23 protein-coding genes are annotated in these 21,444 nt (G+C 72.1%); 9 read left to right on the top strand and 14 right to left on the bottom strand.

All coding sequences use genetic code 11. The features are described from left to right. Positions 1-182: 182 nt before the first annotated feature. On the bottom strand, positions 183-842 hold the full coding sequence (locus HJG45_RS02475; protein WP_171610470.1) for a hypothetical protein: 660 nt from the start codon (positions 840-842) through the stop codon (positions 183-185). Positions 843-1,047: 205 nt separating this feature from the next. Here HJG45_RS02475 and HJG45_RS02470 point away from each other — a divergent pair, with 205 nt between their 5' ends. The 5 genes from HJG45_RS02470 to HJG45_RS02450 all read left to right on the top strand — a co-directional run bounded on the left by HJG45_RS02470 (position 1,048) and on the right by HJG45_RS02450 (position 5,472). Continuing rightward, positions 1,048-2,244, top strand: coding sequence for a M20 family metallopeptidase (locus tag HJG45_RS02470; protein ID WP_171610469.1), 1,197 nt, complete (start codon positions 1,048-1,050; stop codon positions 2,242-2,244). Between the two features lie 19 nt (positions 2,245-2,263). Then, complete coding sequence (locus HJG45_RS02465; protein WP_171610468.1) at positions 2,264-3,268, top strand: ketopantoate reductase family protein; 1,005 nt, start codon at positions 2,264-2,266, stop codon at positions 3,266-3,268. A gap of 7 nt (positions 3,269-3,275) precedes the next feature. Then, positions 3,276-4,265 (top strand): ketopantoate reductase family protein, encoded by a 990-nt coding sequence (locus HJG45_RS02460; protein ID WP_171610467.1) that lies wholly within the window; start codon positions 3,276-3,278, stop codon positions 4,263-4,265. A 3-nt stretch (positions 4,266-4,268) separates the two neighbouring features. Next, positions 4,269-5,120 (top strand): VOC family protein, encoded by an 852-nt coding sequence (locus HJG45_RS02455; protein ID WP_171610466.1) that lies wholly within the window; start codon positions 4,269-4,271, stop codon positions 5,118-5,120. Positions 5,121-5,253: 133 nt separating this feature from the next. Then, complete coding sequence (locus HJG45_RS02450) at positions 5,254-5,472, top strand: hypothetical protein (RefSeq protein ID WP_171610465.1); 219 nt, start codon at positions 5,254-5,256, stop codon at positions 5,470-5,472. Between the two features lie 99 nt (positions 5,473-5,571). On the opposite strand, the gene HJG45_RS02445 is transcribed toward HJG45_RS02450, so the two are convergent. Next, positions 5,572-6,501 (bottom strand): hypothetical protein, encoded by a 930-nt coding sequence (locus HJG45_RS02445; protein WP_254452228.1) that lies wholly within the window; start codon positions 6,499-6,501, stop codon positions 5,572-5,574. Positions 6,502-6,598: 97 nt separating this feature from the next. Here HJG45_RS02445 and HJG45_RS02440 point away from each other — a divergent pair, with 97 nt between their 5' ends. Then, positions 6,599-7,174: a cytochrome b gene (locus HJG45_RS02440; RefSeq protein WP_171610464.1), complete on the top strand. Its 576-nt coding sequence runs from the start codon at positions 6,599-6,601 to the stop codon at positions 7,172-7,174. A gap of 362 nt (positions 7,175-7,536) precedes the next feature. Here HJG45_RS02440 and HJG45_RS02435 read toward each other — a convergent pair whose 3' ends face one another. Next, positions 7,537-8,727 carry a transposase gene (locus HJG45_RS02435; RefSeq protein ID WP_217362795.1) on the bottom strand — a complete coding sequence of 397 codons (1,191 nt, stop codon included), beginning with the start codon at positions 8,725-8,727 and terminating at the stop codon, positions 7,537-7,539. Between the two features lie 85 nt (positions 8,728-8,812). Further along, positions 8,813-9,025 (bottom strand): hypothetical protein, encoded by a 213-nt coding sequence (locus tag HJG45_RS02430; RefSeq protein WP_254452227.1) that lies wholly within the window; start codon positions 9,023-9,025, stop codon positions 8,813-8,815. Between the two features lie 95 nt (positions 9,026-9,120). On the opposite strand from HJG45_RS02430, the gene HJG45_RS02425 reads away from it, so the two are divergent. Continuing rightward, positions 9,121-9,453, top strand: a complete 333-nt coding sequence (locus HJG45_RS02425; protein WP_171610672.1) for a DUF1491 family protein — start codon at positions 9,121-9,123, stop codon at positions 9,451-9,453. Between the two features lie 175 nt (positions 9,454-9,628). Continuing rightward, positions 9,629-10,339 carry a response regulator transcription factor gene (locus HJG45_RS02420; protein WP_171610463.1) on the top strand — a complete coding sequence of 237 codons (711 nt, stop codon included), beginning with the start codon at positions 9,629-9,631 and terminating at the stop codon, positions 10,337-10,339. 76 nt (positions 10,340-10,415) lie between these two features. Here HJG45_RS02420 and HJG45_RS02415 read toward each other — a convergent pair whose 3' ends face one another. From HJG45_RS02415 to HJG45_RS02390, 6 genes are all read right to left on the bottom strand, one after another. Further along, positions 10,416-12,035, bottom strand: coding sequence for a peptidoglycan -binding protein (locus tag HJG45_RS02415; RefSeq protein WP_171610462.1), 1,620 nt, complete (start codon positions 12,033-12,035; stop codon positions 10,416-10,418). A gap of 16 nt (positions 12,036-12,051) precedes the next feature. Then, a complete protein-coding gene (locus HJG45_RS02410) occupies positions 12,052-13,197 on the bottom strand; it encodes a flagellar motor protein MotA (protein WP_171610461.1) in 1,146 nt (381 codons plus the stop codon). An 18-nt stretch (positions 13,198-13,215) separates the two neighbouring features. Beyond that, positions 13,216-13,752 (bottom strand): hypothetical protein, encoded by a 537-nt coding sequence (locus HJG45_RS02405; RefSeq protein ID WP_171610460.1) that lies wholly within the window; start codon positions 13,750-13,752, stop codon positions 13,216-13,218. A 238-nt stretch (positions 13,753-13,990) separates the two neighbouring features. Beyond that, a complete protein-coding gene (locus tag HJG45_RS02400; protein WP_171610459.1) occupies positions 13,991-14,875 on the bottom strand; it encodes an inositol monophosphatase family protein in 885 nt (294 codons plus the stop codon). 99 nt (positions 14,876-14,974) lie between these two features. Next, positions 14,975-15,541: an elongation factor P gene (efp, locus tag HJG45_RS02395; RefSeq protein WP_171610458.1), complete on the bottom strand. Its 567-nt coding sequence runs from the start codon at positions 15,539-15,541 to the stop codon at positions 14,975-14,977. Between the two features lie 159 nt (positions 15,542-15,700). Then, the gene (locus HJG45_RS02390; protein ID WP_171610457.1) at positions 15,701-16,066 is read right to left on the bottom strand and encodes a hypothetical protein; all 366 of its coding nucleotides are present in this window, start codon (positions 16,064-16,066) and stop codon (positions 15,701-15,703) included. A 516-nt stretch (positions 16,067-16,582) separates the two neighbouring features. Between HJG45_RS02390 and HJG45_RS02385 the strand changes: the two genes are divergently transcribed. Beyond that, complete coding sequence (locus tag HJG45_RS02385) at positions 16,583-16,972, top strand: hypothetical protein (protein WP_171610456.1); 390 nt, start codon at positions 16,583-16,585, stop codon at positions 16,970-16,972. Positions 16,973-17,018: 46 nt separating this feature from the next. Here HJG45_RS02385 and serA read toward each other — a convergent pair whose 3' ends face one another. From serA to accC, 4 genes are all read right to left on the bottom strand, one after another. Continuing rightward, on the bottom strand, positions 17,019-18,266 hold the full coding sequence (serA, locus tag HJG45_RS02380) for a phosphoglycerate dehydrogenase (RefSeq protein WP_171610455.1): 1,248 nt from the start codon (positions 18,264-18,266) through the stop codon (positions 17,019-17,021). A 64-nt stretch (positions 18,267-18,330) separates the two neighbouring features. Further along, complete coding sequence (locus tag HJG45_RS02375; protein ID WP_174890350.1) at positions 18,331-19,119, bottom strand: site-specific DNA-methyltransferase; 789 nt, start codon at positions 19,117-19,119, stop codon at positions 18,331-18,333. 113 nt (positions 19,120-19,232) lie between these two features. Continuing rightward, positions 19,233-19,910 (bottom strand): leucyl/phenylalanyl-tRNA--protein transferase, encoded by a 678-nt coding sequence (gene aat / locus HJG45_RS02370; RefSeq protein WP_171610454.1) that lies wholly within the window; start codon positions 19,908-19,910, stop codon positions 19,233-19,235. 155 nt (positions 19,911-20,065) lie between these two features. After that, positions 20,066-21,421 carry an acetyl-CoA carboxylase biotin carboxylase subunit gene (accC, locus tag HJG45_RS02365; RefSeq protein ID WP_171610453.1) on the bottom strand — a complete coding sequence of 452 codons (1,356 nt, stop codon included), beginning with the start codon at positions 21,419-21,421 and terminating at the stop codon, positions 20,066-20,068. Between the last annotated feature and the right edge of the window lie 23 nt (positions 21,422-21,444).

Genomic DNA, 21,444 nt, shown 5'->3' with positions numbered 1-21,444 from the left:
GTTTCATGCGACGACCTTTCTCGGCTCCCACCGTCCCGGCGCGATGCTCCGGGCGTTGTCTTCCCCATAGCCAGCCCGCCAGCGCCCGGAGGGCCTGTCAGGCTCACCCAATGGCCGCGCGGATCCCCCGCCGCCCGCAGGACCGATGCCTGGCGCGGGTGGCGGATCGAGCGCGGCCGGTCTCAAGCGACCTGCGCGCCGGCGGCGAGGGCCACCGGCGCCCGGCGGACGCAGCCTGTCCGCAGGCATTCCGCATCGGCGAATGGGCCGTGCATGCCAGCCGCCTCGCCGGTCTCGGCGAAGCCGGCCCGCGGCGCCGGCGCGGCCAGCACCAGGCGGACCGTGGCGGCCGCCGGCAGGCCGGCCGGCTTCGACAGCCAGGAGCGGGACGGGCCGATCGGATCAGCGCCCCGTTCATGACATGCCGGCAAGACCAGGAGCGCTGCGTGCCGCGTCTCGGCGGAAAGCGCAAGAGTGCAGGCCGCGCCATGCCGCTTCGCGGCAGGACCGATGCCGGGCGGCGAGGGCGGGAGAAGGACGGCCGGCCAAGCGATTGGCGAGACCATGCGCCGGCGACGCTGGCGGTTCACATCTGCGCCGGCGGCAGCGGCCAGGCGGGCCGCATAGCGAAGCGGCGCGCGCGCGACGCCCTCCGACGACAGCGCAATCCCGCCGGGCTCTGCCACCGTGACGCCATGGTCCCGGTCCAGGATGTGCTGGCCGCCCGGCGAGACGGCGCCGATTGCCGCTTGCCGAACGGCGCGATCCGCGCGGCGAAGCCGGGCTTGCTCGCGACGGGAAGCGCCGGCCATCCGCGCGCGCGCAGCCTCGGGCAGCGCCAAGAAGGCGCCGCCTGCGAGCAGGGCTCGGCGTGACGGAAACCCGGACATTCTCCTCCCCAGACGGGCGCGTTGCGTATCGCATGCCGGGCGGCGGGCCGGCAAGCCGCGCCCCGGCGTGTTGCGCCGCGGTATATGGGACGCACTGCGCTGGACAGGGCACCGGCTTCCCGCGATCCTCCGACCCTCCGCTGCCTGGGATTGCACCATGTCGGCCGCTCACTCCGAACGATTGAAAAATGACCCCGAGACGCGCATCCGCGATGCGGTCGCGGCGATCGAGCCGGGGTTGGTCGCCATCCGCCGCGACATCCATGCCCATCCCGAGCTCGGCTTCGAGGAGGTGCGCACCAGCGGGATCGTGGCGGCGGAGCTCGCGCGCATGGGCATTCCGCACCGCACCGGCATCGGCCGCACCGGCGTGGTCGGCGTGATCGAAGGCGGCCGACCGGGGCCGACGCTGGCCATCCGCGCCGACATGGACGCGCTGCCGATCCAGGAGGAAACGGGCCTCGACTTCGCCAGCACCGTACCGGGGAAGATGCATGCCTGCGGCCATGACATCCACACGACGACGCTGCTCGGCGTCGGCGAGGTGCTGAAGGATCTGGCGCCGCAGCTCGCCGGGCGGGTCCTGCTGGTCTTCCAGCCGGCCGAGGAGGCGCTGGGCGGCGCCGCCGCGATGATCGCCGACGGCGTCCTCGATGGCGTGGACATGGCGCTCGGCTTCCACAACCACCCGGACATAGCGGTCGGCCGCTTCGCCTATGTGCGCGGCTCGACCCTGGCCGCCGCCGACCGCTTCGACCTCATCATCCGCGGCAAGAGCGGCCATGCGGCGCATCCCGAGCTCGCGGTCGATCCCATCGTTGCCGCCGGCGCCTTCATCGGCCAGGCGCAGACCGTGGTGAGCCGGGAGATCGACCCGCTGCTGCCCGCCGTCGTCACCATCGGCATGGTGCATGGCGGCACCGCTCCCAACATCATCCCCGAGACGGTGACGCTGAAGGGAACGGTGCGCACGCTGCACCCGCAGGCGCGCGACGCGGCGGAGGCGGCGTTGAAGCGGCTGGCGGCCGGGCTGGACGCGATGCACCGTACGCGCTCGCAGATCGACTACCGCCGCGGCGTGCCGCCGCTGGTCAATGCCGAGAGCGTGCTGGAGCCTGCCCTCGCCGCGGTCCGCCGGCAGCTCGGCGACGTCCTCGCCGAGGGGCGGCCGAGCATGGGGGCCGAGGATTTCGCCGAATTCGCCGAGCGGGTCCCGGCCTTCCACCTGCGCGTCGGCAGCGGCGCGCCGGGCCGCGACGACCATCTGCACAACGACCGCTACCAGCCCGACGAGCGCTGCATCGGCCTCGGCGTGCAGGCCCTCTCGCGCATCGCCCTGGACATGCTGGCGTGACGCCGGCTTCACGCCGCGCATGAGGGTCTGCGTCTACGGCGCGGGCGCCATCGGCGGCCATGTCGCGGCCCGGCTGGCCCGTGGCGGCGCGGAGGTCTCCGTCATCGCCCGCGGCGCCCATCTCGCGGCGATCCGCGAGCATGGGCTGACCGTCGAGGCGGCGGATGGCGTGCTGCAATGCCGGCCGCGGGCGAGCGAGGAGCCCGGCGCGCTCGGGCCGCAGGATGCCGTCATCGTCACCGTCAAGGCGCCCGCCCTGCCGCAGGTCGCCGCCGGCATTGCGCCGCTGCTCGGCCCGGAGACCGCAGTCGCCTTCGTCATGAACGGCCTGCCCTGGTGGTATTTCGACCGCACGGAGCGGGAGGGCGAGCGGCTGCCCGCGCTCGATCCGAGCGAGGCGCTGCGTCGGGCGGTCGGCATCCCGCGCACCCTCGGCGGCGTCGTCTATGCCGCGGCCAGCGTCACCGCGCCCGGCGTGATCCGGGCGCTGGCGCCCGACAGCCGGGTGGTGCTCGGCGAGCTCGACGGCGCCATGACGCCGCGGCTGGCGGCGCTGGCCGGGGCCATCTCGGCCGGCGGCATGCGCGGCGAGGCGGTGCCCGATATCCGTCGGGCGGTCTGGACCAAGCTGCTCGGCAACCTGATGACCGGGCCGCTCTGCCTGCTCGCCCGGTCCTGCATGCAGGACACGCTCGCCGCGCCGGCGCTGCGCGCGGCGGCCGTGACCATCGCGCGGGAGGTCTTGGCCCTCGCGGCCGCCCATGGCCAGCCGATCGCCGGCGACGCGCCCGAGGCGCGCATCGCCCGCTCCGCCGGGCTGCGCCACCGCCCGTCCATCCTGCAGGACCTGGAAGGCGGGCGGCCGATGGAGGTGGAGGCGCTGTTCCAGGCGCCGCTGGCGCTGGCCCGCGCCGCCGGCGTGCCGGTGCCGATGCTGGAGGTGATGGTCGCGCTCGCCGCGCGCGCCGCGACCGAGGCCGGGCTCTACGCGCCGCCCGGCGGACTGGCGGACAGGAAGGGATAGGGAGGCGATGCGGCTCTGCATCTTCGGCGCCGGGGCGATCGGCGGGCATCTGGCGGGCCGGCTCGCCAAGGGCGGCGCCGAGCTGTCGATCGTGGCGCGCGGCGCGCATCTGGCGGCGATCCGCGAGCGCGGGCTGCTGGTGCGCGCCGCCGATGGCGAGATCCATGTGCGGCCCAAGGCCAGCGACGACCCGGCCGCGCTCGGGCCGCAGGATGCCGTCATCGTCTGCACCAAGGTGCCGGCGCTCGGCAGCGTCGCCCGCGCCATCGGCCCGCTGCTCGGGCCGGAGACGCCGGTCGCCTTCGTCACCAACGGCATCCCCTGGTGGTACTTCGCCGCGCATGGCGGGCCGGAGGAAGGGCAGCGCGTGCCGGAAGCCGATCCGGATGGCAGCGTCTGGGAGCGGATCGGGCCGCGGCGCGCCATCGGCGGCGTCATCTACTCCGCCTGCCACGTGCCGGAGCCGGGCGTGATCGAGGTGACGAGCAAGGGCAGCAAGCTCATCCTCGGCGAGCCGGATGGCAGCCGCTCCGACCGCGCTACCGCCCTGGCGGGCGCCTTCAAGGCTGGCGGCCTGCCCTGCAGCGTCTCGGAGAAGATCCGCACCGAGGTCTGGGGCAAGCTGCTGAACAACCTCTCCAACGGCCCGATATGCCTGCTGACGCGGCGCGACATGCGCGACACCTTCCGCGACGCCGCGGTGCGTGAGGCGGCAGTGCAGGTGGTGCGCGAGGGCATGGCGATCGCGGCCAGCCTCGGCCGGCCGGTCGGCGGCACGCCGGAGGAGCGCGTGACCCTCTCGGCCGACATCCCGCACAAGCCCTCCATCCTGCAGGATCTCGAGGCGGGGCGGCCGATGGAGGTGGATGCGCTGTTCCAGGTGGTGTTGCGCCTCGCCCGCGAGCGCGGCGTTCCGGCGCCGACGCTCGGCCTCTTCGTGGCGATGGCGGCGCAGGCGGCCGAGGCCGCCGGCCTGTACCGGCGCGCGGCGGGCTGAGTCGTGGCGCCCCTCTCCGATCGCCCCGTGCTCGACCATCTCGTCATCGATGTGCGCGACCGGATGGCGGCGGGGGCAGCGCGCCTCGCCGCGCTCGGCTTCCAGCTCACGCCGATGGGCCGGCACAGCCTCGGCTCGGCCAACCATCTCGCCGTCCTTGCCGAGGATTACCTCGAGCTGCTCGGCACCGACGTGCCGGGCGGCGCGCTGCGGCCGGACATCGCCTCCTATCCTATTGGGATGAACGGGCTGGTCTTCAGGACCGCGGATGCCGAGGCGCTCTCGGCCCGGTTGGTCGCGCGCGGCGTGCCGGCCCTGCCGGCGCAGAGCTTCCACCGGCCGGTCGAGCTGCCGGATGGCGGGCGCGAGGATGCGCGCTTCCGCACCGTGCGCATGGACCGCGCCGCCGCCTTCGACGGCCGGCTCTACTGGTGCGAACACCTGACGCCGCAGCATGTCTGGCGCCCGGAATGGCAGCGCCATCCGAACGGCGCGCAATCCATCGCCCGGGTGCTGCTCGCCGTCCGCGACCCCGAGCGCCAAGCGGCGATGGTCCGCCGCATCCATGGCGAGGCGGCGGTCACCATCGCGCCGGATGGACGCGCTCGGCTGCCCTGCGGGCCGGTGCTGGTCGAGTTCGCGCCGCATGCCGCGGTTGCGGCGGAACTCGGTGCGGCGGCGCCCGATCCCGCCGGGCGCGGCGATCACCTCGTCCTGGTGAGCTTGCGGGTGCGGGATTTGGCGGCGACCGCCGCGGTGCTGCGGGCGGCCGGCATCGCGGCGGAGACGGTGCCCGGCGGGCTGCGGGTGGCGGCCGAGTCCACCCTGAACGTCGCGGTCGATTTTACCACCTGATCTTTCCGTTGCGCCGCTGCCGCGCTGCCGGCTTCTCGTGCAACGGGCCTGTCACGGTGGAACGGAAGGCAGGTTTCGGGCGTCTCCCCTCTAGCCCCGCGCGAGCCTGGTCCCAGGCGAGGGAGAGTGCCGCATGGATCTGTCTCTGAGTTCCAAGGATCGCCTGAGCGATACGGCAGGGCGTTGCGACCCGCCGCCACCACCGCCGCGCGACGATGCGAGCGCCGCGTCCCGGTCACGGGCAGGGGATCGCCCCTGGCGCGATCGTCGCAAGGCGGTCTTCGACATCGCCGATTTCCGCGCCATCGCCGATTTCGCCGGCATCCGGCAAAAGCCGCGACGCGGGCGCTAGACCATGATCCGCTCACACTGGGTCGCGGATCATGGTCCAGGCCGTTGTTTGATCGCGTGATGCACGTTTTTCGGTGAGTCCATCTCGAGCGATCACGCTCTAAGGCAACCCTACCCGGTCGGGCTCCACACCGGGCAGGCGGGGCAGGGCGGTCTGGCCGAGCACCCATCCCTCCCAGCGCCGGATCCAGGGATCCGCCGGCACGAAATCCGGGCGGATCCCGTCGAGGACGCCGATCAGGCCGAGCAGGCCAATGACGGAATCGAATCGGTCCTCGCCCGCCGCATCAGCGCCGAAGCCGGTGCGCACTGCCGCCTCCAGTGCCGGGTCAGGCACCACCTGCCGGGCCACCATGGCGGCGAGCAGGGCAGGCGCCAGGGCTTGCCGCGCCGACACGACCCGCTTGCTGCCGGCGAGTTTGAGGCCGCAATGGCGCAGCGCCTCCGCCGGATAGACCTCGGCCAGCACGGCGCATCCCGGCGCCAGCAACGCATGCAGACCGCCCTCGAAGGGCCAGAGCCGGATGGGCGCGCCGCTGCCCAGGGCCGGGAGCAGCCAATCCCGCCAGGCGGTGATCGCCGCCTTGCCCGACTGGTTGGCGCCGAGCGTCCAGAAGAGCGGCGCCCCGGCCGGCCGTTCCGCCGTCGCCCGATCGCACCAGCGGGAGAGATCCTGCGGCCCGGCGAGGCCGAGCGCCGCGGCATGCGCCGCCCGGGTCATGCCGGCGATGCCGCGGGCGGGATAGAAGGGGCTGGCGGCGGCGACCGTCTCCAGCCCGGCATTCACCACGAAGAATTCCGGGCGCGCGGCGAGGCCGTGCAGGAAATCGGGAAAGCCGGATTCCGGCCGCGCCGCGGCATAGGCCCGCGGCAGGCCAAGCGGCAGGTCGAGCCCGAGCGCCACCGGCAGCCCAGGGCGCAGCAGCCGCGGCAGCAGCGCCGGGAGATCGCCGACCGGCTCCGGCGCGGCCGCCCGCCATTGTCCTTGCGTCCAGCGGGCCCAAGTCAACCAACGCTTGCGCGGATCCATGCTCCAATCCGCATGCGCGGCGATCATGTCGCCATGGTGGGCGGAGCGAGCGACCGGGCGATCCTGGGCGTCGCCATTGGCAGGAGGGGAGAGCGTCATGGCGGAAGTGGCTGAGGCTGGCGTCCGGATGCCGGCGGGATCGGCGCCCGCAAGCTATGGCACCGGCGCCAAATGGTTCCACTGGATCACGGTGCTGCTGCTGGCGATCGCCCTGCCGGTCGGCTTCGTCATCCAGCACATCAAGGACGACCACAAGACGATCTTCTACACGATCCATGAATCCGCAGGGCTGACCATCCTCCTCGTCGCCCTGGCGCGGCTGGCCTGGCGGCTGCGGCATCCGCCGCCACCCCTGCCGCCGCATGTGCCGCGGGCCCTGCAACGCGTCGCCGCCGCGGTGCATCACAGCCTCTACGCGCTACTGATTCTGCAGCCGATCCTCGGCTTCGTCGCCACCAATGCCTGGGGCTTCCCGCTGCGCGGCGACAGCGCCTATCTCGGCTTCATCGACCTGCCGCAGATCATGGAGAAGAACGAGGGCCTGGCCGGGGTGCTGCAGACGCTCCACACCATCGGCGGCTGGGCCATCCTGGTGCTGCTGGTGCTGCATGTCTGCGGCGTGGTCTTCCACCAGGCGATCCGCCGCGACGGAACGCTGCTGCGGATGGTTTGATGCTCCGGGCTGCCAGCGCCCCGCCGGCGGGCCGGTCCAAGCCGGCCCTTAAAACGTCTATCAGAACTGTCGCTTCCCGTTGCCCTGCTGCGGCTTGGCCGCGGCAGGCTGTGACGCATCTTGGGCAAGGGGAGCCTCATGGGGTCCCCGCAAAGCCGCGAAGCGGTTTCGTGGGGAGTACTTATCTCGAGTTTGGCCATTCAAGCGGCGTGGCAGAGCGCGTATGCGATGCCCTCGCGGAGAGCTGGCGAGAGTTTTGTGGTCTCGACGGACTGCCGGGACATGACAAAACCCTGCTCGCTCCAGATCGCGCGTCGTACTGCGGCGAGGCTGTCGGCAAAGGTCGGCCGCTGCTTGTGGTATCAAGCGCTGGTCGAGACCGCGATCCGGGCACGGTCGTCGAGGCGCGACGCCAGCAGGGTGACGATCGAGAACAACCCGAGCAGGCATGGCGTGGTGCGGGCGATGGCCTTGTCCGACCACTGCCGCTGGGTCTCCACACCGAGGTGGTCGCGGACCTCGCGGAAGGTGACCTCGAGCTGCCAGCGCTGGATGAACCAGCGGATGATCTGCAGCGGCTCCTGCGCTGGATTGGTGCAGAGCAGGGCCTGCGGGTCGAAGCGTCGGCAGGGATCGCGCAGCAGCACCCAGCGGATCGGCACGACCGGCATGCCGCTGTGGCGCCAGACGGCGGTATCAGAGTAGATTTCCACCACGCGATCGCCCTCGCCGTACCAGCCCGGCACGGTCAGGCGCTGCCAGCGGGTGGTCCTGTCGGCCAGCACCTCGGCCAGGGTCGGCAAGCGCTCGCCCTTGATCCGAGGCCGCCCGAGGGTGCCGGGCCGCCGCGGCGGAGCCGGCTGGTAGAGGGCCGCGTCGAGGCGCAGGCGGGTGACGCAGGTGACCTCCTGCCGGAGCAGGGCAGCCAGGAACTCCAGGGCGGAGAAGCCGCTGTCGGTTACGAGAACAAGCTGCCGCTCCGGCATCCAGCGGCGGGCCTGCAGGACCAGTTGCCGGCCCCGGTCGGTGAGCTTCTTGTGGCGCAGCCCGCGCTCGCGGCAGTACCGCTCCGAAGGGGCGAGGGCGGTCAGGAACGGCAGCGCCCAGACCCGCCCGGCCCAGGAGACCGGCACCAGCAGCATCAGGCTGAGCCAGCGCAGGCCGCTGGCCTTGACGAAGTGGCCGTGGCTGGAGCGGACCGGGTCCCGGTAGATGCCCTTGGCGCTGATGCGCTTGCCACGCCGGCGCTCGATCGTGTCATCGAGGCCCAGCAGCACCGGCCCCGCCGGCACGAAGGCGTCCAGCAGCAAGCCAAGCAGCACTCGCGCCGCTGCCCGGCCGCTCCAGGCGGCCCGGCTGAGGATGCGATGGTAGTTGACGAATCGCCGCTCCCGGCTGCGTCCGGTGATCCGCAGAATGCTCGTCACCGTGCGCTGGCCCGGAGCGAGAATGGCCCCGGTCAGCAGAACCTGCGCATGCCGCCAACTCCGTTGGAAGAACAGCGGCGCGAAGCATAGGATCACCGCGGCGAAGCGGGCCGGCAGGCGTGGCATGGTGGCTGTCCTTTGGCCGGGACGCCCCAGCTTAGCCAGTCACTCGCTCCGCCGCTTCAGCCCCCGCAAATGGCCAAACTCGAGCTTAGAGCGGCTTCTGGGCCTTCTCGAGGAGCCGGGCGAAGAAGCCGGGCTTCCGGCCGGGCGGCGCCGCCTGGCGGGCCTTCTCCAGTTCCGCGCGCTCCAGCGCGGCATCCTTTTCCTTGTTGGCGAGCCACTTCTCCAGGCTCATGCCCGCCTTGGCCGCCCGCTTCGCCTCATAGGCACGCTGGGCTTCCGTCATCTTGCGTTGATCCATGGGACCCTCATCGGTGCCTGCCCATGTGCCGGCAACGCCGCCGCTCGGCAAGCAGGGGCTTGATGCCGAGGGAGGATCGCGTCCCTATGCGCGCCATGGAAGCGCGCGTGAAAGCGGGAATCTGGGTCTCGATGGCCCTGCGCCTGGCGGATATCGCCGGCCGGAGCGGCGCCGTGCTGCGCAAGGGGGACCCGGATTCGGGCGGCATCCTTTGCGTCCTGCGCGGCCGGGAGGGCCTGGTCGTGCTGAGCCAGGTGCGGGATGCCGAGGGCCGGCCGGCTTGGCTGCGCGGCACCGGCGCCCAGCCGGTTGATCAGGCTGCCGCTGACGCTTATGTCGAGCGGCAGGTCAAGCGCGACCCGGATCTCTGGGTGGTGGAGTTCGAGGCGCCGGACCTGGCGCCGCCCTTCGAGGGCCGCATGTTGTAGGCCCCTTCGTTCTGTTTTCCGGACACATCTGGAATCGCAACATTGTGTTGGCGATCCAACGCTTCCGTGAGGTGCGTTTTTTCGCGCGACAGTTTCAATTGCGCGCAACGGATCGGGAGTCGCGCAGGTTTGCGCATATCCTGGTCAGCCTGCCCATCAATTGCCGGAGGTCGATTTGGCAACGCCCCGCCCCATCCTGATCGTGGAGGACGATGCCGCCCTGCGCGCGACCCTCGCCGAGCAGATCGCCCTCGAAGGCGATTTCACGGCCGACGAGGCCGAGAGCGCGACCGAGGCGGCGGCCAAGCTGGCCGATGCCGATGCCCGCTACGACGCGATCCTGCTCGATATCGGCCTGCCCGATGCCGATGGGCGCGACTTCTGCGCCAAGCTGCGGCGCGATGGCATGCGCATGCCGGTCATCATGCTGACCGGCGCCGATGCCGAGCAGGACATCGTGCGCGGCCTCGATTCCGGGGCCAACGACTATGTCGCCAAGCCCTTCCGCCTGCCGGAATTGCTGGCGCGGGTGCGGGCGCAGCTGCGGGTCTTCGACAATTCCGAGGACGCCGTCTTCACCATCGGGCCCTATCTCTTCCGCCCCTCCGCGAAGGTGCTGCTGGAGCCGACCCGGAACCGCAAGGTGCGCCTCACCGACAAGGAGAGCGCGATCCTGAAATTCCTCTACCGGGCCGGCGGCAAGCCGGTGCAGCGGCAGGTGCTGCTGAATGAGGTCTGGGGGTATAACAGCAATGTGACCACCCACACCCTCGAGACGCATATCTACCGCCTGCGCCAGAAGATCGAGCCGGACCCGACCCGCGCCCGGCTGCTGCTGACCGAGGGCGGCGGCTACAAGCTCGAGCCGGGCACCAGCGCCGCCTGACCGGCGCCGCTACCGGAGCCGGATCGGGGCCGCGGCAGCGATGCCGCGGCCCTTTCGCGTTTTCCAGTCGGCTCGGTCAGCGGTCGGTCAGGCGGAATTCGATGCGCCGGTTGCGCGCCAGCGCCTCGGGCGAATCGCCCGTGTCGATCGGCTGGTTGTCGCCGAAGGCCGTGGCGGCGACGCGGTTGGCCGGCAGCCCCTCCGCCATCAGCAGCTGCGCCACGGCGATGGCGCGGGCGGCCGAGAGCTCCCAGTTCGTCGCATAGCGCGCCCCCGGCAGCATGGGCGTGCGGTCGGCATGGCCGTCGACGCGCAGCAGCCAGTTCACGTCGGGCGGGATCTTCCGCGCGATGTCCTGCAACACCCGGGCGATGGCCCGGATCTGCTGCTGGCCGGCGGTGGAGAGATCGGCGGAGCCCGGCGGGAAGAGCACCTCCGACTGCAGCACGAAGCGGTCGCCGACGATCCGCACCTCCGGCCGGTCGCCGAGCACGTCGCGCAGCCGGCCGAAGAAATCGCTGCGGTAGCGCTGCAGCTCCTCGACTCGCGCCGCCAGCGCCGCGTTCAGCCGGGCGCCGAGGGTAGTGATCTGCGCATCCTTGTCGCGGCCCGCGGTCTCCGCGGCATCGAGCGCCGCGGCCAGCCGGCCGATCTGGTTGCGCAGCTCCTCGACCTGGCGGGTCAGCAGCGCCACCTGGGCGCGCGCACTCTCGGCCAGCCGCGTCTGTTCCGCGGCGTTGCGCTCCGCCGCCTCGCGCCGCTGCGCCTCGGTCGCGGTGGTGCCCTCGGCGGCGGTCCGGGCGCGGGCCTGGTCATCGGCGCGCTGCATCGCCTCCTGCGCCTGCTTCTCGAGCTGATCCCGCAGGGCGGTGAGGCTGCGCACCTGCTCGGACAACCGGGCGACATCGGCGAGGCGCGCCTCGATCGTGGCCTTGTCGGCCGTCACCGTGCGGTTCAGCGTCGCCATCTCGGCCTGCATGGCGGCGAGCTGCTTCTGCGCCTGGGCGAGCCGCGCCTGGGCGTCCTGCAATTGCCGGGCGAGGCCGGCGAGCTCCTGCCGCGCCGTCTCGGTCGCGCCGCGGCTCTCGGCGAGCTGCCGGCCGAGCTCGGCCACCCGCGCATCGCTCTGCTGCCGCGCCGCCTGCTCAGCGGTCAGGCTGCGGCCGGTCTCGGCCAGGCGCCGCACGGTCTGGGCGGCGTCGCCGCCGACATTCTCGGCCCGGCTCAGCGCCGCGGAGAGCTGCTGCTCCAGCGAGGCCACGCGCTCGGCATTGCCGCGGCCGGCGAGCTCGAGATCGATCAGCCGCACCGCCAGCCGCTCGCGCTCCGCCTGCGCCGCGTCGCGCTCGCCGCCGAGCCGGTCGCGCTCCTCGCGCGTCTCCCGCAGCTGGGCGGTGAGCTGGTCGCGGGCGGTGGCGGCGTCGCGCAGCTCCTCCGTCGTGCGCGCGAGGGTGCTGCGCAGCTCTGCGGCCTGGCCGCGCTCCAGCGCCAGCATCTCCGCCAGCTCGGCGACCTGCGCGTTCAGCCGGTCCAGCGCCCGGTCGCGCGAGGAGAGGGCGACGCTGAGGAAACCCTGGGCCAGCACGAAGACCAGCAGGACGAAGATGATGACCATGAGCAGCGTGGACAGCGCGTCCACATAGCCCGGCCAGGCATCCAGCCCGCCGCCGCGCGAGCGGCGCGAGCTCAGCGCCACGGCGCGCGCGCCCGCCTCATCGCGGCGCCTCCTCGGCGAGTGCTGCGATGGTGCGCGCGACCAGCTTGATCTCGCTGCGCAGCTCCGCCGTCGCCTGGGCGCGGCCGTTGGTCAGCTCCTCCAGCAGCCGCGCGAGATAGATCTCGGTGTTGCGCAGATGGCCACGCACCACCTCGTCCCCGGCCGGCGCGCCCGACGCATCGGCGAGGCGCTGCAGCACCGGGCCGAGCGAGGCCTGCTGCTCGGCGACGCGCAGCATCAGCGACTGGCTGGTGCGGATCTGGTCGGTCAGCACGGAGAGCCGCTCGGTCAGCGTCATCATGGCGTTGCTGGTCTGCGTCCGTCCTTCCTCGCCGCGGGCCAGGATGCGTTGCAGCCCTTCGAGGTTCTCGGCCGTCTGCTCGAGCAGCGCCTGGACATAGGCGGGCACGTTGCCGCCCTCGCCGCTGCCGTCGCCGAGTACGCCGGAGGAGAGGCGGGTGATGCCGGCCAGCCATTCCTCCAGCTCGTAATAGAAGCGGTTCTGCGCCTGGCCGGCGGTGAGGTCGAGGAAGCCGAGGACGAGGGCGCCGGCGAGGCCGAGCATGGAGGAGGAGAAGGCCGTCCCCATGCCCTTCAGCGGCTGCGCCAGCCCGCTCTTCAGCTGGGTGAAGAGCTGGTTCAGGTCGCCCGACCCGACCGACATGTTGCCGATGACGTCGGAGACCGAGCCGATGGTCAGCAGCAGGCCCCAGAAGGTACCGAGCAGGCCGAGGAAGATCAGCAGCCCGGTCATGTAGCGCGACAGCTCGCGGCTCTCGTCGAGCCGCGAGGCGATGCCGTCCAGCACGCTTCGCATCGCCGGGGCCGAGAGGCTGAGGCGCTCGGACCGCCGGGCCTGGAACATGCTCGCCATCGGCCCGAGCAGCCGCGGCACCGGCATGGCCGGGGCGCCGAGCTTCGGGCTGCGGAAATGCTCCAGCCAGTCCACCTCCGGCCGCAGGGTCAGCACCTGGCGCAGGTTCCACAGGATGCCGATGAACAGCACGCCGAGGATCAGGCTGTTCAGCACCAGGTTGGTGGCGAAGGCGGCGGCGAGCTGCGGTGCGAGCAGCGCGGCAAGCGCGATGACCACGGCGAGGAAGCCGAGCATGCGCCAGAGGAAGCGGAGGGGAGGGGTCATCGGCCCTGGCCTTGCCCGTCAGCGCTGCGGGGGTGCGGCCGGGAGACCCGGCGGCTGCACGTCGACGGCATCCGCCGCCTCCGGCGTCCGGCCCATCGGCCGCACGTCGATGCGGGTGGCGGCGAGGCCGCCGCTCACCAGCGCCTCCTTCACCGCGAGGCCGCGGGCGAGGCTGAGCCGGCGGGCCGCCGAGACATCCTTCACCGGGCCGCTGACCTGGGCGAGCAGCGTCACCCGCCCTTCCGGCACGGCGGCGAGGCCGCGGCCGAGCCTGGCGAGCGAAGCCTCGGCGCCCGGCGGCGGCGCCTCCGTCCCGGCGGGGAAGCTGAGGCGCCAGCCGCCCGCGGGCAGGGCTTCGAGGCCGGCCGGCATCGGGATGGCCAGCACGGCTGGCGAGGGGCCGGTGGCCTTGCCCCTGGCCGGGCCATGCGAGAGGTCGGCGGGATGCGGCGGGGCGGGCGCCGGATCGGCAGGGCTCTCCTCGGCCGTGGCGGGGCTGCGTGCCGGCTGTGCGCCCGCGGCGGCAGGGAGGAGCAGGGCCGCGAGGAGGATCACCCCGGGCGGTCGCCCTCTCCGGACTGGCTTGCTGCGCAACACGCCCGATTCCGCCCCCGTTCCTGCCGCTGAAGCAGATCGCCGCAGGGTGGAATCACCCGGAGGCGAGACTCTGCTCTGCAAACAACCAGTTAAAGCGCGTTCCGCTGTTCCGGTCAGAGTGAATGCGCTGTAGCGGGCGCGGCATGCCCAGCCTGCCCCGATGGCCAGGGTAGGGGATCGGCTTCGGCTTGGAAACTCAACCCACGGAGGGGGGCGCCACGGAAGGGTGGGCTTCGGCGCTGCGGCTGCGGGCGGCGCCGGCCGCGGCGATCCCTTCCTGCACCACCTCGCGCAGCTTCGGCTGCAGGGTCGGGTTGCCGGCCACCACCATGCCCTCGGCATAGGGATCGCCGCCTTCGGGATCGGTGACGAAGCCGCCGGCCTCGCGGAGCAGGATCAGCCCCGCCGCGATGTCCCACTTCTTCAGCCCCAGCTCCCAGAAGCCATCATAGCGGCCGGCCGCGGTCCAGGCGAGGTCGAGCGCCGCCGCGCCGAAGCGGCGCACCCCCGCCACCTGCGGCATGAGCCGCGCCAGGATCTGCGAGAACTCCGCCTTGCGCGGCACGCCGGCGAAGGGGATGCCGGTGGCGAAGAGCGCCTCCTTCATGTCGCGACGGGCGGAGACCCGCAGGCGGCGGTCGTTGAGGAAGGCGCCGACGCCCTTCTCGGCCCAGAACATCTCATCGGCGGCGGGATTGTAGATGACGCCGGCCATGATCTCGGTGCGCTCGGCGTCGATGCGCTTCTCGATGCCAACCGAGACCGCCCAGTGCGGGATGCCGTGCAGGAAATTGCTGGTGCCGTCGAGCGGATCGACCACCCAGCGCCATTCCCAGTCGGCGGAGCCGTGCTCGCCGCTCTCCTCCATCAGGAAGGCGAAATTCGGCCGCGCGCGGGAGAGTTCGGCGCGCAGCGTCTCCTCCGCCCGCAGGTCGGCGGCGGAGACGAAATCGCCGGGGCCCTTCACCGAGACCTGCAGCTGCTCCACCTCGCCGAAATCGCGCAGCAGGCGGCGGCCGGCCTTCTGCACGGCGTTCACCACGACGTTGAGGGCGGGGGAGAGGCGGGGGGAGGGGGGCATGGGGAACCGGGCGGCAGGATGAAGAAGGGGATGGGCGGCGGTGCGCCCCGCCGCGGGCCGCGGGGCGGCGCCCGCGGCGGGGCGGCTCAGGTCGCGGCGCTACTTCGCGCGCTCGACATAGGAGGCGTCCTCGGTCTTCACCACGATCTTGTCGCCCGCGGTGACGAAGGGCGGCACCATGGTCTTCACGCCGTTCGAGAGCATGGCCGGCTTGTAGGAGGAGGAGGCGGTCTGGCCCTTCACCACCGGATCGGCCTCGGTCACCTCGAGCACCACGGATTCCGGCAGGGACATCGCCACCGGCTCGCCCTCGATCAGGCGGACGTTGACGGTCATGCCCTCGACCAGGAAGGGCAGCCGGTCGCCGAGGATGTCCTTCGAGACATGCGTCTGCTCATAAGTCTCGGGATGCATCAGGACGAGCTGCTCGCCCTCGGCATAGGAGAAGGTGTATTCCTCATCCGCCGTCTCCAGCCGCTCCACGGTATCCGCGGTGCGCCAGCGCTGGTCCTTCTTGGCGCCGGTCTTGACGTTGCGCATCTCCACCTGGATGACGGCCGCGCCCTTGCCCGGGATCATGATGTTCTGCTTGAGGATGGTGTAGCGCTGGCCTTCGAATTCGATGACCATGCCGGCACGCATCTGGTTGGCCTGCATCTTTGCCATGGGTGGGCGACCTGTCCGGTGGATGAATGAGCGGGCGCGCACCGGCACCCTGCGACGGCAGGGCCTGCACGGCACGGCAAGGGGCCGGGTTTTAGGGGGTCGGGCGCGGCGAGGGAAGGGGGCGCGGCCGATGCCGCCGGCGCCCGGGCTGCCGGCCGTTCAGTTGCGGAGCAGCGCCTTCAACGTCCAGACCGTGCCCTGCGCCAAGCCAGCCGGCATGACGGGCCGGCCCGCGACCCGGACCTCGACATCGGGATCGTAGAGGCCGGGCATCGTCACCACGCTCAGCCGGATGTTCGGCCCAACCAGCCGGCAGGTCTCGGCGATGATGCGGTCGATCGCCGCGCGGTCGTTGTCGTCGAGGGCGCGGCGCAGCGCCGCGACCTGGTCCTGGCGGCGGCAGAGCGCCGTCGCATCCGTGGTGAAGACGGGGCGGTCGAACCGCACCCCCTCCTGTGCCCGGCCGGGGCCGCCAGGGGCGATGAGGGCCGAAGCCACGAGGAAAGAGAGAAGAGCGCCGCGCATGGGCCGCCTCCATCGACCGGATGCCCGGTTGGTGCCACAGCGCCGCGCCCGGCAGGCATCACCGTTGCGCAATGAAACCGGTCTGTGAAGGGCGCTGGATGCCTTCGATGCGGTCCAGAGACGGGAACGCCATCGCCCGGGAATATCACGTCATCGGGAGTGAGCGGGGGCGCAATCCGATCCAGACCGGCGGATATGCGGCACTCCAGGGCTTTTCGTATCCCAAAGGACCCGATAATCAATCAAAACGATCAAGTCGCGGCCTGCTGTGCCGATACCGTTGAGCAGTCGGGCTTCAAAAGCTTTATAAAAGCTATGTCGGAATGATCTGGTTCACGCATGGTCATGCTGCGGTGCCACACGCAGAGCGCGAATTTCTCTCCGCAACGCACCTGAATCCATCATTGGCCCGTTCCCCAGGCGGTTGCGATCAGGCTATAATCCAGCCCGCCGGGGCGACCCCCCTTGCCCCTGCCACGACTGGACGAAGCAAAGCGAGATTCTGGGATGGAACGTGTGACCAGCCTCCCGGGCATCCGCCCGCTGGCACTGCCGCGCCTGCCGGCCGACTTCTTCGCGCCGCCCCGCGATCCAGGGGCCCCCGAGCCGCTCGGCCTCGAATGGCCCCGGCGGGGCGGGCCCTTCCGCCTCACCGGCTGCCCGGAGAGCCAGGCGGCCTTCCGCGCCGCGCTGGCCGAGTACGAGGCGGCCGAGGCCGCGGCGGCCCTGGCCCGGCGCTCGGGCGACCTCCGAGGCTTCTTCGCCGCGATGACCGAGACCCATCGCTGCTACGCCGTGCTCGAGGGCTTCGGTCTCGCCGGGGCCGATCTGGCGCGGCTGCAGGCGCTGGCGCGGCGCCGCGGCCGCGAGGCCGCCCGGCGCGAGCGGACCGCCGAGGCGGCCTGACGCCCTCCGGCCGGGCCGGGCACGATCCGGCCCCGCCAGAGGACTGCTATTCCCGCTCGTAGATGAGCCGCGCCCGCACCGTGCCGGGCAGCGCCCGCAGCTCGGCCAGGATCGCCTCCGCCTCGCTCCGCGCCTCGACGCTCTCGACCACGACGTAACCGAGCTCGCCATAGGTCTGGTAGTATTGCGCGGCGATGTTCAGCCCGCGCCGGCCGAAGGCCTCGTTGATGCGCGAGAGCATGCCGGGCGTGTCGCGGTGGACATGGGTCCAGCGCGCCCCGGTCGGCCGGGCCGGGAGCTGCACCTGCGGGAAGTTCACCGCTCCGACCGTCGAGCCGCTGTCGCTGTACTCGATCAGCTTGCGCGCGACCTCCTGGCCGATGCGCGACTGCGCCTCCTGCGTGCTGCCGCCGATATGCGGGGTCAGGATGACGTTGGGCAGGCCCTGGACCGGGCTGCGGAACGGCTCGCCGTTGCGCGCCGGCTCCTCGGGGAAGACATCGGCGGCGAAGCCGAGCAGGTGCCGCGCGCGCAGCGCCGCCGCCACCGCATCGAGATCGACCAGGGAGCCGCGGGCGTTGTTGATCAGGATGCTGCCCGGCTTCATGGCGCGGATCTCGGCGGCGCCGATCATGCCGATGGTCGCCGGCGTCTCCGGCACGTGCAGGGTCACGATATCGGCCTCGGCCAGGAGCTCGCCGAGCGAGGCGCAGGGCCTGGCATTGCCGTGCGGCAGTTTGGTGGTGTGGTCGAAATAGAGCACCCGCATGCCGAAGGCCTCGGCGAGCACCGAGAGCTGGCTGCCGATATTGCCGTAGCCGACGATGCCGAGGGTGCGGCCGCGCACCTCGAAGCTGCCCTCGGCCGACTTGTCCCAGCCGCCCTGATGCGCCGAGCGCGAGCGGTCCGGGATGCCGCGCAGCAGCATGACGATCTCCCCCATCACCAACTCGGCGACCGAGCGGGTGTTGGAGAAGGGGGCGTTGAAGACCGGGATGCCGCGGGTGCGGGTGGTCTCCAGATCGACCTGGTTGGTGCCGATGCAGAAGCAGCCCACCGTGATCAGCCGGTCCGCCGCCGCCAGGGCCTCGCCCTTGAGCTGGGTGCGGGAGCGGATGCCAAGCATGTGCACGCCGTGCAGCGCCTCGGCCAGGGCCGGCCCGTCCAGCGCCTTGGTCAGCCGGGTAACGTTCTCGTAGCCCGCCGCGGCCAGGAGCTCGACGGCGCTCTCGGAAACGCCCTCAAGCAGCAGGACGCGGATGCGCTCCTTTGGCAGGGAGATGCGGTCGGACATGGCGGGCTCCGGAAGGCCGGCGCCGCCCAGGACGGAAGGGGGGCTCGGCCGCGAGGGCGGGCTTCTAGGCCGGATCGGCGGCTGGCGGAAGCATGCCGGGCGCGACCCGGGCCTGTGCAAATCGAGGGGCTCTATCCTGGGGCTGGCGCGGCGCCGGATCCCGGCTGCGGTAGCGGGCGACATCCTGCCCCGCCGGCACCTTCTGGAAGACCAGGAAGTAGCTGTGGTTCTTCCGCGCATGCACCTGCCGCAGCAGCCGGGCGATGCCCGGCCGGTTCGGCCGCATCAGCACGAAGAGATCGCGGGCATAGAAGCCCAGGCCCGCCAACCCGGTGACGATCTGCACATGGGTCAGCTCCTGCCGGTTGGCGCTGACCTCGTCCTGGCATTTGACGATGAGGATGCCGTGGTCGCGCAGCACCCGCCGGGCTTCGCGCGCCGCATCCAGGTAGAGGTCGAGCACCGCCTGGTGCCAGCGGCCGCCGCCCGGCCCCTCGCGCCCGCCGCCGGCATCGTAATAGCGGCGCAGCGCGGCATGGCTGCCGAGCCCGCCGCGGGTCTCCGCCTTCGGGCGCAGCAACCCCTCCATATAGGGCGGGTCGAGCACCAGCGCGTCGAGGCTGCCATCGGCATGCGGCAGGGCGCGGCAATCCGTGCCGGTGGCGAGGTCGCTCGCCAGCACCCGGTAGCGGCCGGGCGGCACCTCGCGCCAGAAGACGCCGCCGCCATAGGTGACGTCGGCGACGAGCGAGCCTTCCGGCACGTGCAGGGCGAGGATCTGCGAAAAGAGCGCGGCATTGCCGCCGGCATGGGCGGAGAGCACGACATCGGCGCTGGCCGCGCCGCCCTGCACCCGCCGCTTCCGCGCCGGCGGCGACGCCGTCGCCGGTCCTGGCGCGGAGCCTGGTGCCTGTCCTGGCGCGGGGCCTGGCGCGGGGCCTGGCGCCGGCGCATCCTCGGCCTCGCTCACGCCTCCTCCGGCCCTCCGGACCGCAGGCCGCGGATCGCGGCCTCGAGCGCCGCCGGATCGGGCGCGGCGTGCCAGGTCGCGGTGGCGTTCACCGCATGCGCGAGGCGTCGCTTGTACTCGGCGCGCGGGATCTCATGCGCGCCGAACTGCGCCAGGTGCTCGGTGAGGAACTGGCTGTCGAGCAGGGTGAAGCCGCCGAGGCGCAGCCGCGCCACCAGGTGCACCAGCGCCACCTTCGAGGCGTCGCGGGCGCGGCTGAACATGCTCTCGCCGAAGAAGGCGCCGCCGAGCACCACGCCGTAGAGGCCGCCGATCAGCGCGTCCTCCTGCCAAACCTCGATGGAATGCGCATGGCCCTGTCGATGCAGGGCGAGGAAGAGGAACTCGATCTCCGGGTTGATCCAGGTATCCTCCCGGCCCGGGGCGGGGGCGGCGCAGCCGGCGATGGCGGCGGCGAAATCCGCATCCGCCGTCACCCGGTAGGGACCCGACAGCACGGTGCGCAGCAGGCGCCGCGGCATGTGGAAGCCGGCATCGAGCGGGATGACGCCCCGCCGCTCCGGGTCGAGCCAGTAGAGCCGGTCGCCGCGCCGGCTCTCCGCCATGGGAAAGAGCCCGGCGCGGTAGGCGCGCAGCATCAGGTCGGGTGTGATGTCGATCTGCCGGCGGCTCATGCGGCGACGCCCCCCGCCCCGCCGCCCGGGGGCGCGGGATGGCTCGGCACGGGGGGGTGGTCCCGCACAGCGGCGGGACGATGGCTCGGCATGTGGCAAGTATAGACAGCGGCGGGCTGGCGCGTCACGCCGGGCGTCGCGGCCCGGCCGGGGCGCTACCGGGCCGGGTTGCGGCGGGCGACGAACTGCTCCAGCCAGTGGATCGTGTAGTCCCCGGCCTGGAATTCCGGGTCCTCCATGATCGCCAGATGCAGCGGCAGGGTGGTCTCGATGCCGTCCACCACCATCTCGGCGAGGCTGCGCCGCAGCCGCGCGATCGCCTCGGCCCGGGTCCCGCCATGCACCACCAGCTTGGCGATCAGGCTGTCGTAATGCGGCGGCACGGCGTAGCCGGAATAGAGCGCGCTGTCGACGCGCACGCCGAGCCCGCCCGGCGCGTGGTAGGTGGTGACGCGGCCCGGCGAGGGCAGGAAGGTGTCCGGGTTCTCGGCGGTGATCCGGCACTCGATGGCATGGCCCTGGAAACGGATCTCCGACTGGCCGTAGCCGAGGCGCTCGCCGGCGGCGACGCGGAGCTGCTCCTTCACCAGGTCGATGCCGCAGACCATCTCGGTCACCGGATGCTCGACCTGCAGCCGGGTGTTCATCTCGATGAAGGCGAATTGCCCGTCCTGCCAGAGGAATTCGAGCGTGCCGGCATTGCGGTAGCCGAGCTGCTTGAGCGCCCGCGTGACCTGCGCGCCGAGCGCGTCGCGCTGCGCCGCGTCGAGCACCGGCGAGCCGGCCTCCTCGACCAGCTTCTGGTGGCGCCGCTGCAGCGAGCAGTCGCGCTCGCCGAAATGCACCACATGGCCATGCGTGTCGGCCAGCACCTGCAACTCGATGTGCCGCGGCCGGTCGAGATACTTCTCCAGGTAGACGGCGTCGTCGCCGAAGGCGGCCTTGGCCTCGGTGCGGGCGACGCGCCAGGCCTCCTCGAGCCCGGACTCGTCCTGCGCCACCTTCATGCCGCGGCCGCCGCCGCCGGCCGCCGCCTTGATCAGCACGGGATACATCACCTCCGCCGCCACCTGCCGCGCCTCCTCGAGCGAGGCGAGGGCGCCGAGGCTGCCGGGGACGAGCGGCACGCCGAGGCGCCGCATCGCGTCCTTGGCGGCGATCTTGTCGCCCATCATCCGGATGTGCTCCGGGCGCGGGCCGATGAAGACGAAGCCGTGCGCCTCCACCATCTCGGCGAAATTCGCATTCTCCGAGAGGAAGCCGTAGCCGGGATGGATCGCGTCCGCCCCGGTGATCGCCGCCGCCGAGAGGATGGCGGCGACGTTCAGGTAGCTCTCGCGCGCCGGGGGCGGGCCGATGCAGACGCTCTCATCGGCGAGGCGCACATGCATCGCCGCGGCATCGGCGGTGGAATGCACCGCGACGGTGCGGATGCCCATCTCCTGGCAGGCGCGGTGGATCCGCAGCGCGATCTCGCCGCGGTTCGCGATCAGCACCTTTCCGATCTTCATACGGCCCTCATGCGGCGCAGCCG

Source organism: Roseicella sp. DB1501, assembly GCF_013112485.1.
Taxonomy (GTDB): domain Bacteria; phylum Pseudomonadota; class Alphaproteobacteria; order Acetobacterales; family Acetobacteraceae; genus Paracraurococcus.
Note: the sequence above shows the minus strand (reverse complement) of the source record. Positions and strands in the feature narration are given on the sequence as shown.

Coding starts and splice junctions, on each gene's coding strand:
- HJG45_RS02470 (WP_171610469.1), top strand. CDS start 1,048: ATGTCGGCCGCTCACTCCGAACGATTGAAAAATGACCCCGAGACGCGC.
- HJG45_RS02465 (WP_171610468.1), top strand. CDS start 2,264: ATGAGGGTCTGCGTCTACGGCGCGGGCGCCATCGGCGGCCATGTCGCG.
- HJG45_RS02460 (WP_171610467.1), top strand. CDS start 3,276: ATGCGGCTCTGCATCTTCGGCGCCGGGGCGATCGGCGGGCATCTGGCG.
- HJG45_RS02450 (WP_171610465.1), top strand. CDS start 5,254: ATGGATCTGTCTCTGAGTTCCAAGGATCGCCTGAGCGATACGGCAGGG.
- HJG45_RS02445 (WP_254452228.1), bottom strand. CDS start 6,501: ATGGATCCGCGCAAGCGTTGGTTGACTTGGGCCCGCTGGACGCAAGGA.
- HJG45_RS02440 (WP_171610464.1), top strand. CDS start 6,599: ATGGCGGAAGTGGCTGAGGCTGGCGTCCGGATGCCGGCGGGATCGGCG.
- HJG45_RS02435 (WP_217362795.1), bottom strand. CDS start 8,727: ATGCCACGCCTGCCGGCCCGCTTCGCCGCGGTGATCCTATGCTTCGCG.
- HJG45_RS02430 (WP_254452227.1), bottom strand. CDS start 9,025: ATGGATCAACGCAAGATGACGGAAGCCCAGCGTGCCTATGAGGCGAAG.
- HJG45_RS02425 (WP_171610672.1), top strand. CDS start 9,121: ATGGAAGCGCGCGTGAAAGCGGGAATCTGGGTCTCGATGGCCCTGCGC.
- HJG45_RS02410 (WP_171610461.1), bottom strand. CDS start 13,197: ATGACCCCTCCCCTCCGCTTCCTCTGGCGCATGCTCGGCTTCCTCGCC.
- HJG45_RS02400 (WP_171610459.1), bottom strand. CDS start 14,875: ATGCCCCCCTCCCCCCGCCTCTCCCCCGCCCTCAACGTCGTGGTGAAC.
- efp (WP_171610458.1), bottom strand. CDS start 15,541: ATGGCAAAGATGCAGGCCAACCAGATGCGTGCCGGCATGGTCATCGAA.
- HJG45_RS02390 (WP_171610457.1), bottom strand. CDS start 16,066: ATGCGCGGCGCTCTTCTCTCTTTCCTCGTGGCTTCGGCCCTCATCGCC.
- serA (WP_171610455.1), bottom strand. CDS start 18,266: ATGTCCGACCGCATCTCCCTGCCAAAGGAGCGCATCCGCGTCCTGCTG.
- aat (WP_171610454.1), bottom strand. CDS start 19,910: ATGAGCCGCCGGCAGATCGACATCACACCCGACCTGATGCTGCGCGCC.
- accC (WP_171610453.1), bottom strand. CDS start 21,421: ATGAAGATCGGAAAGGTGCTGATCGCGAACCGCGGCGAGATCGCGCTG.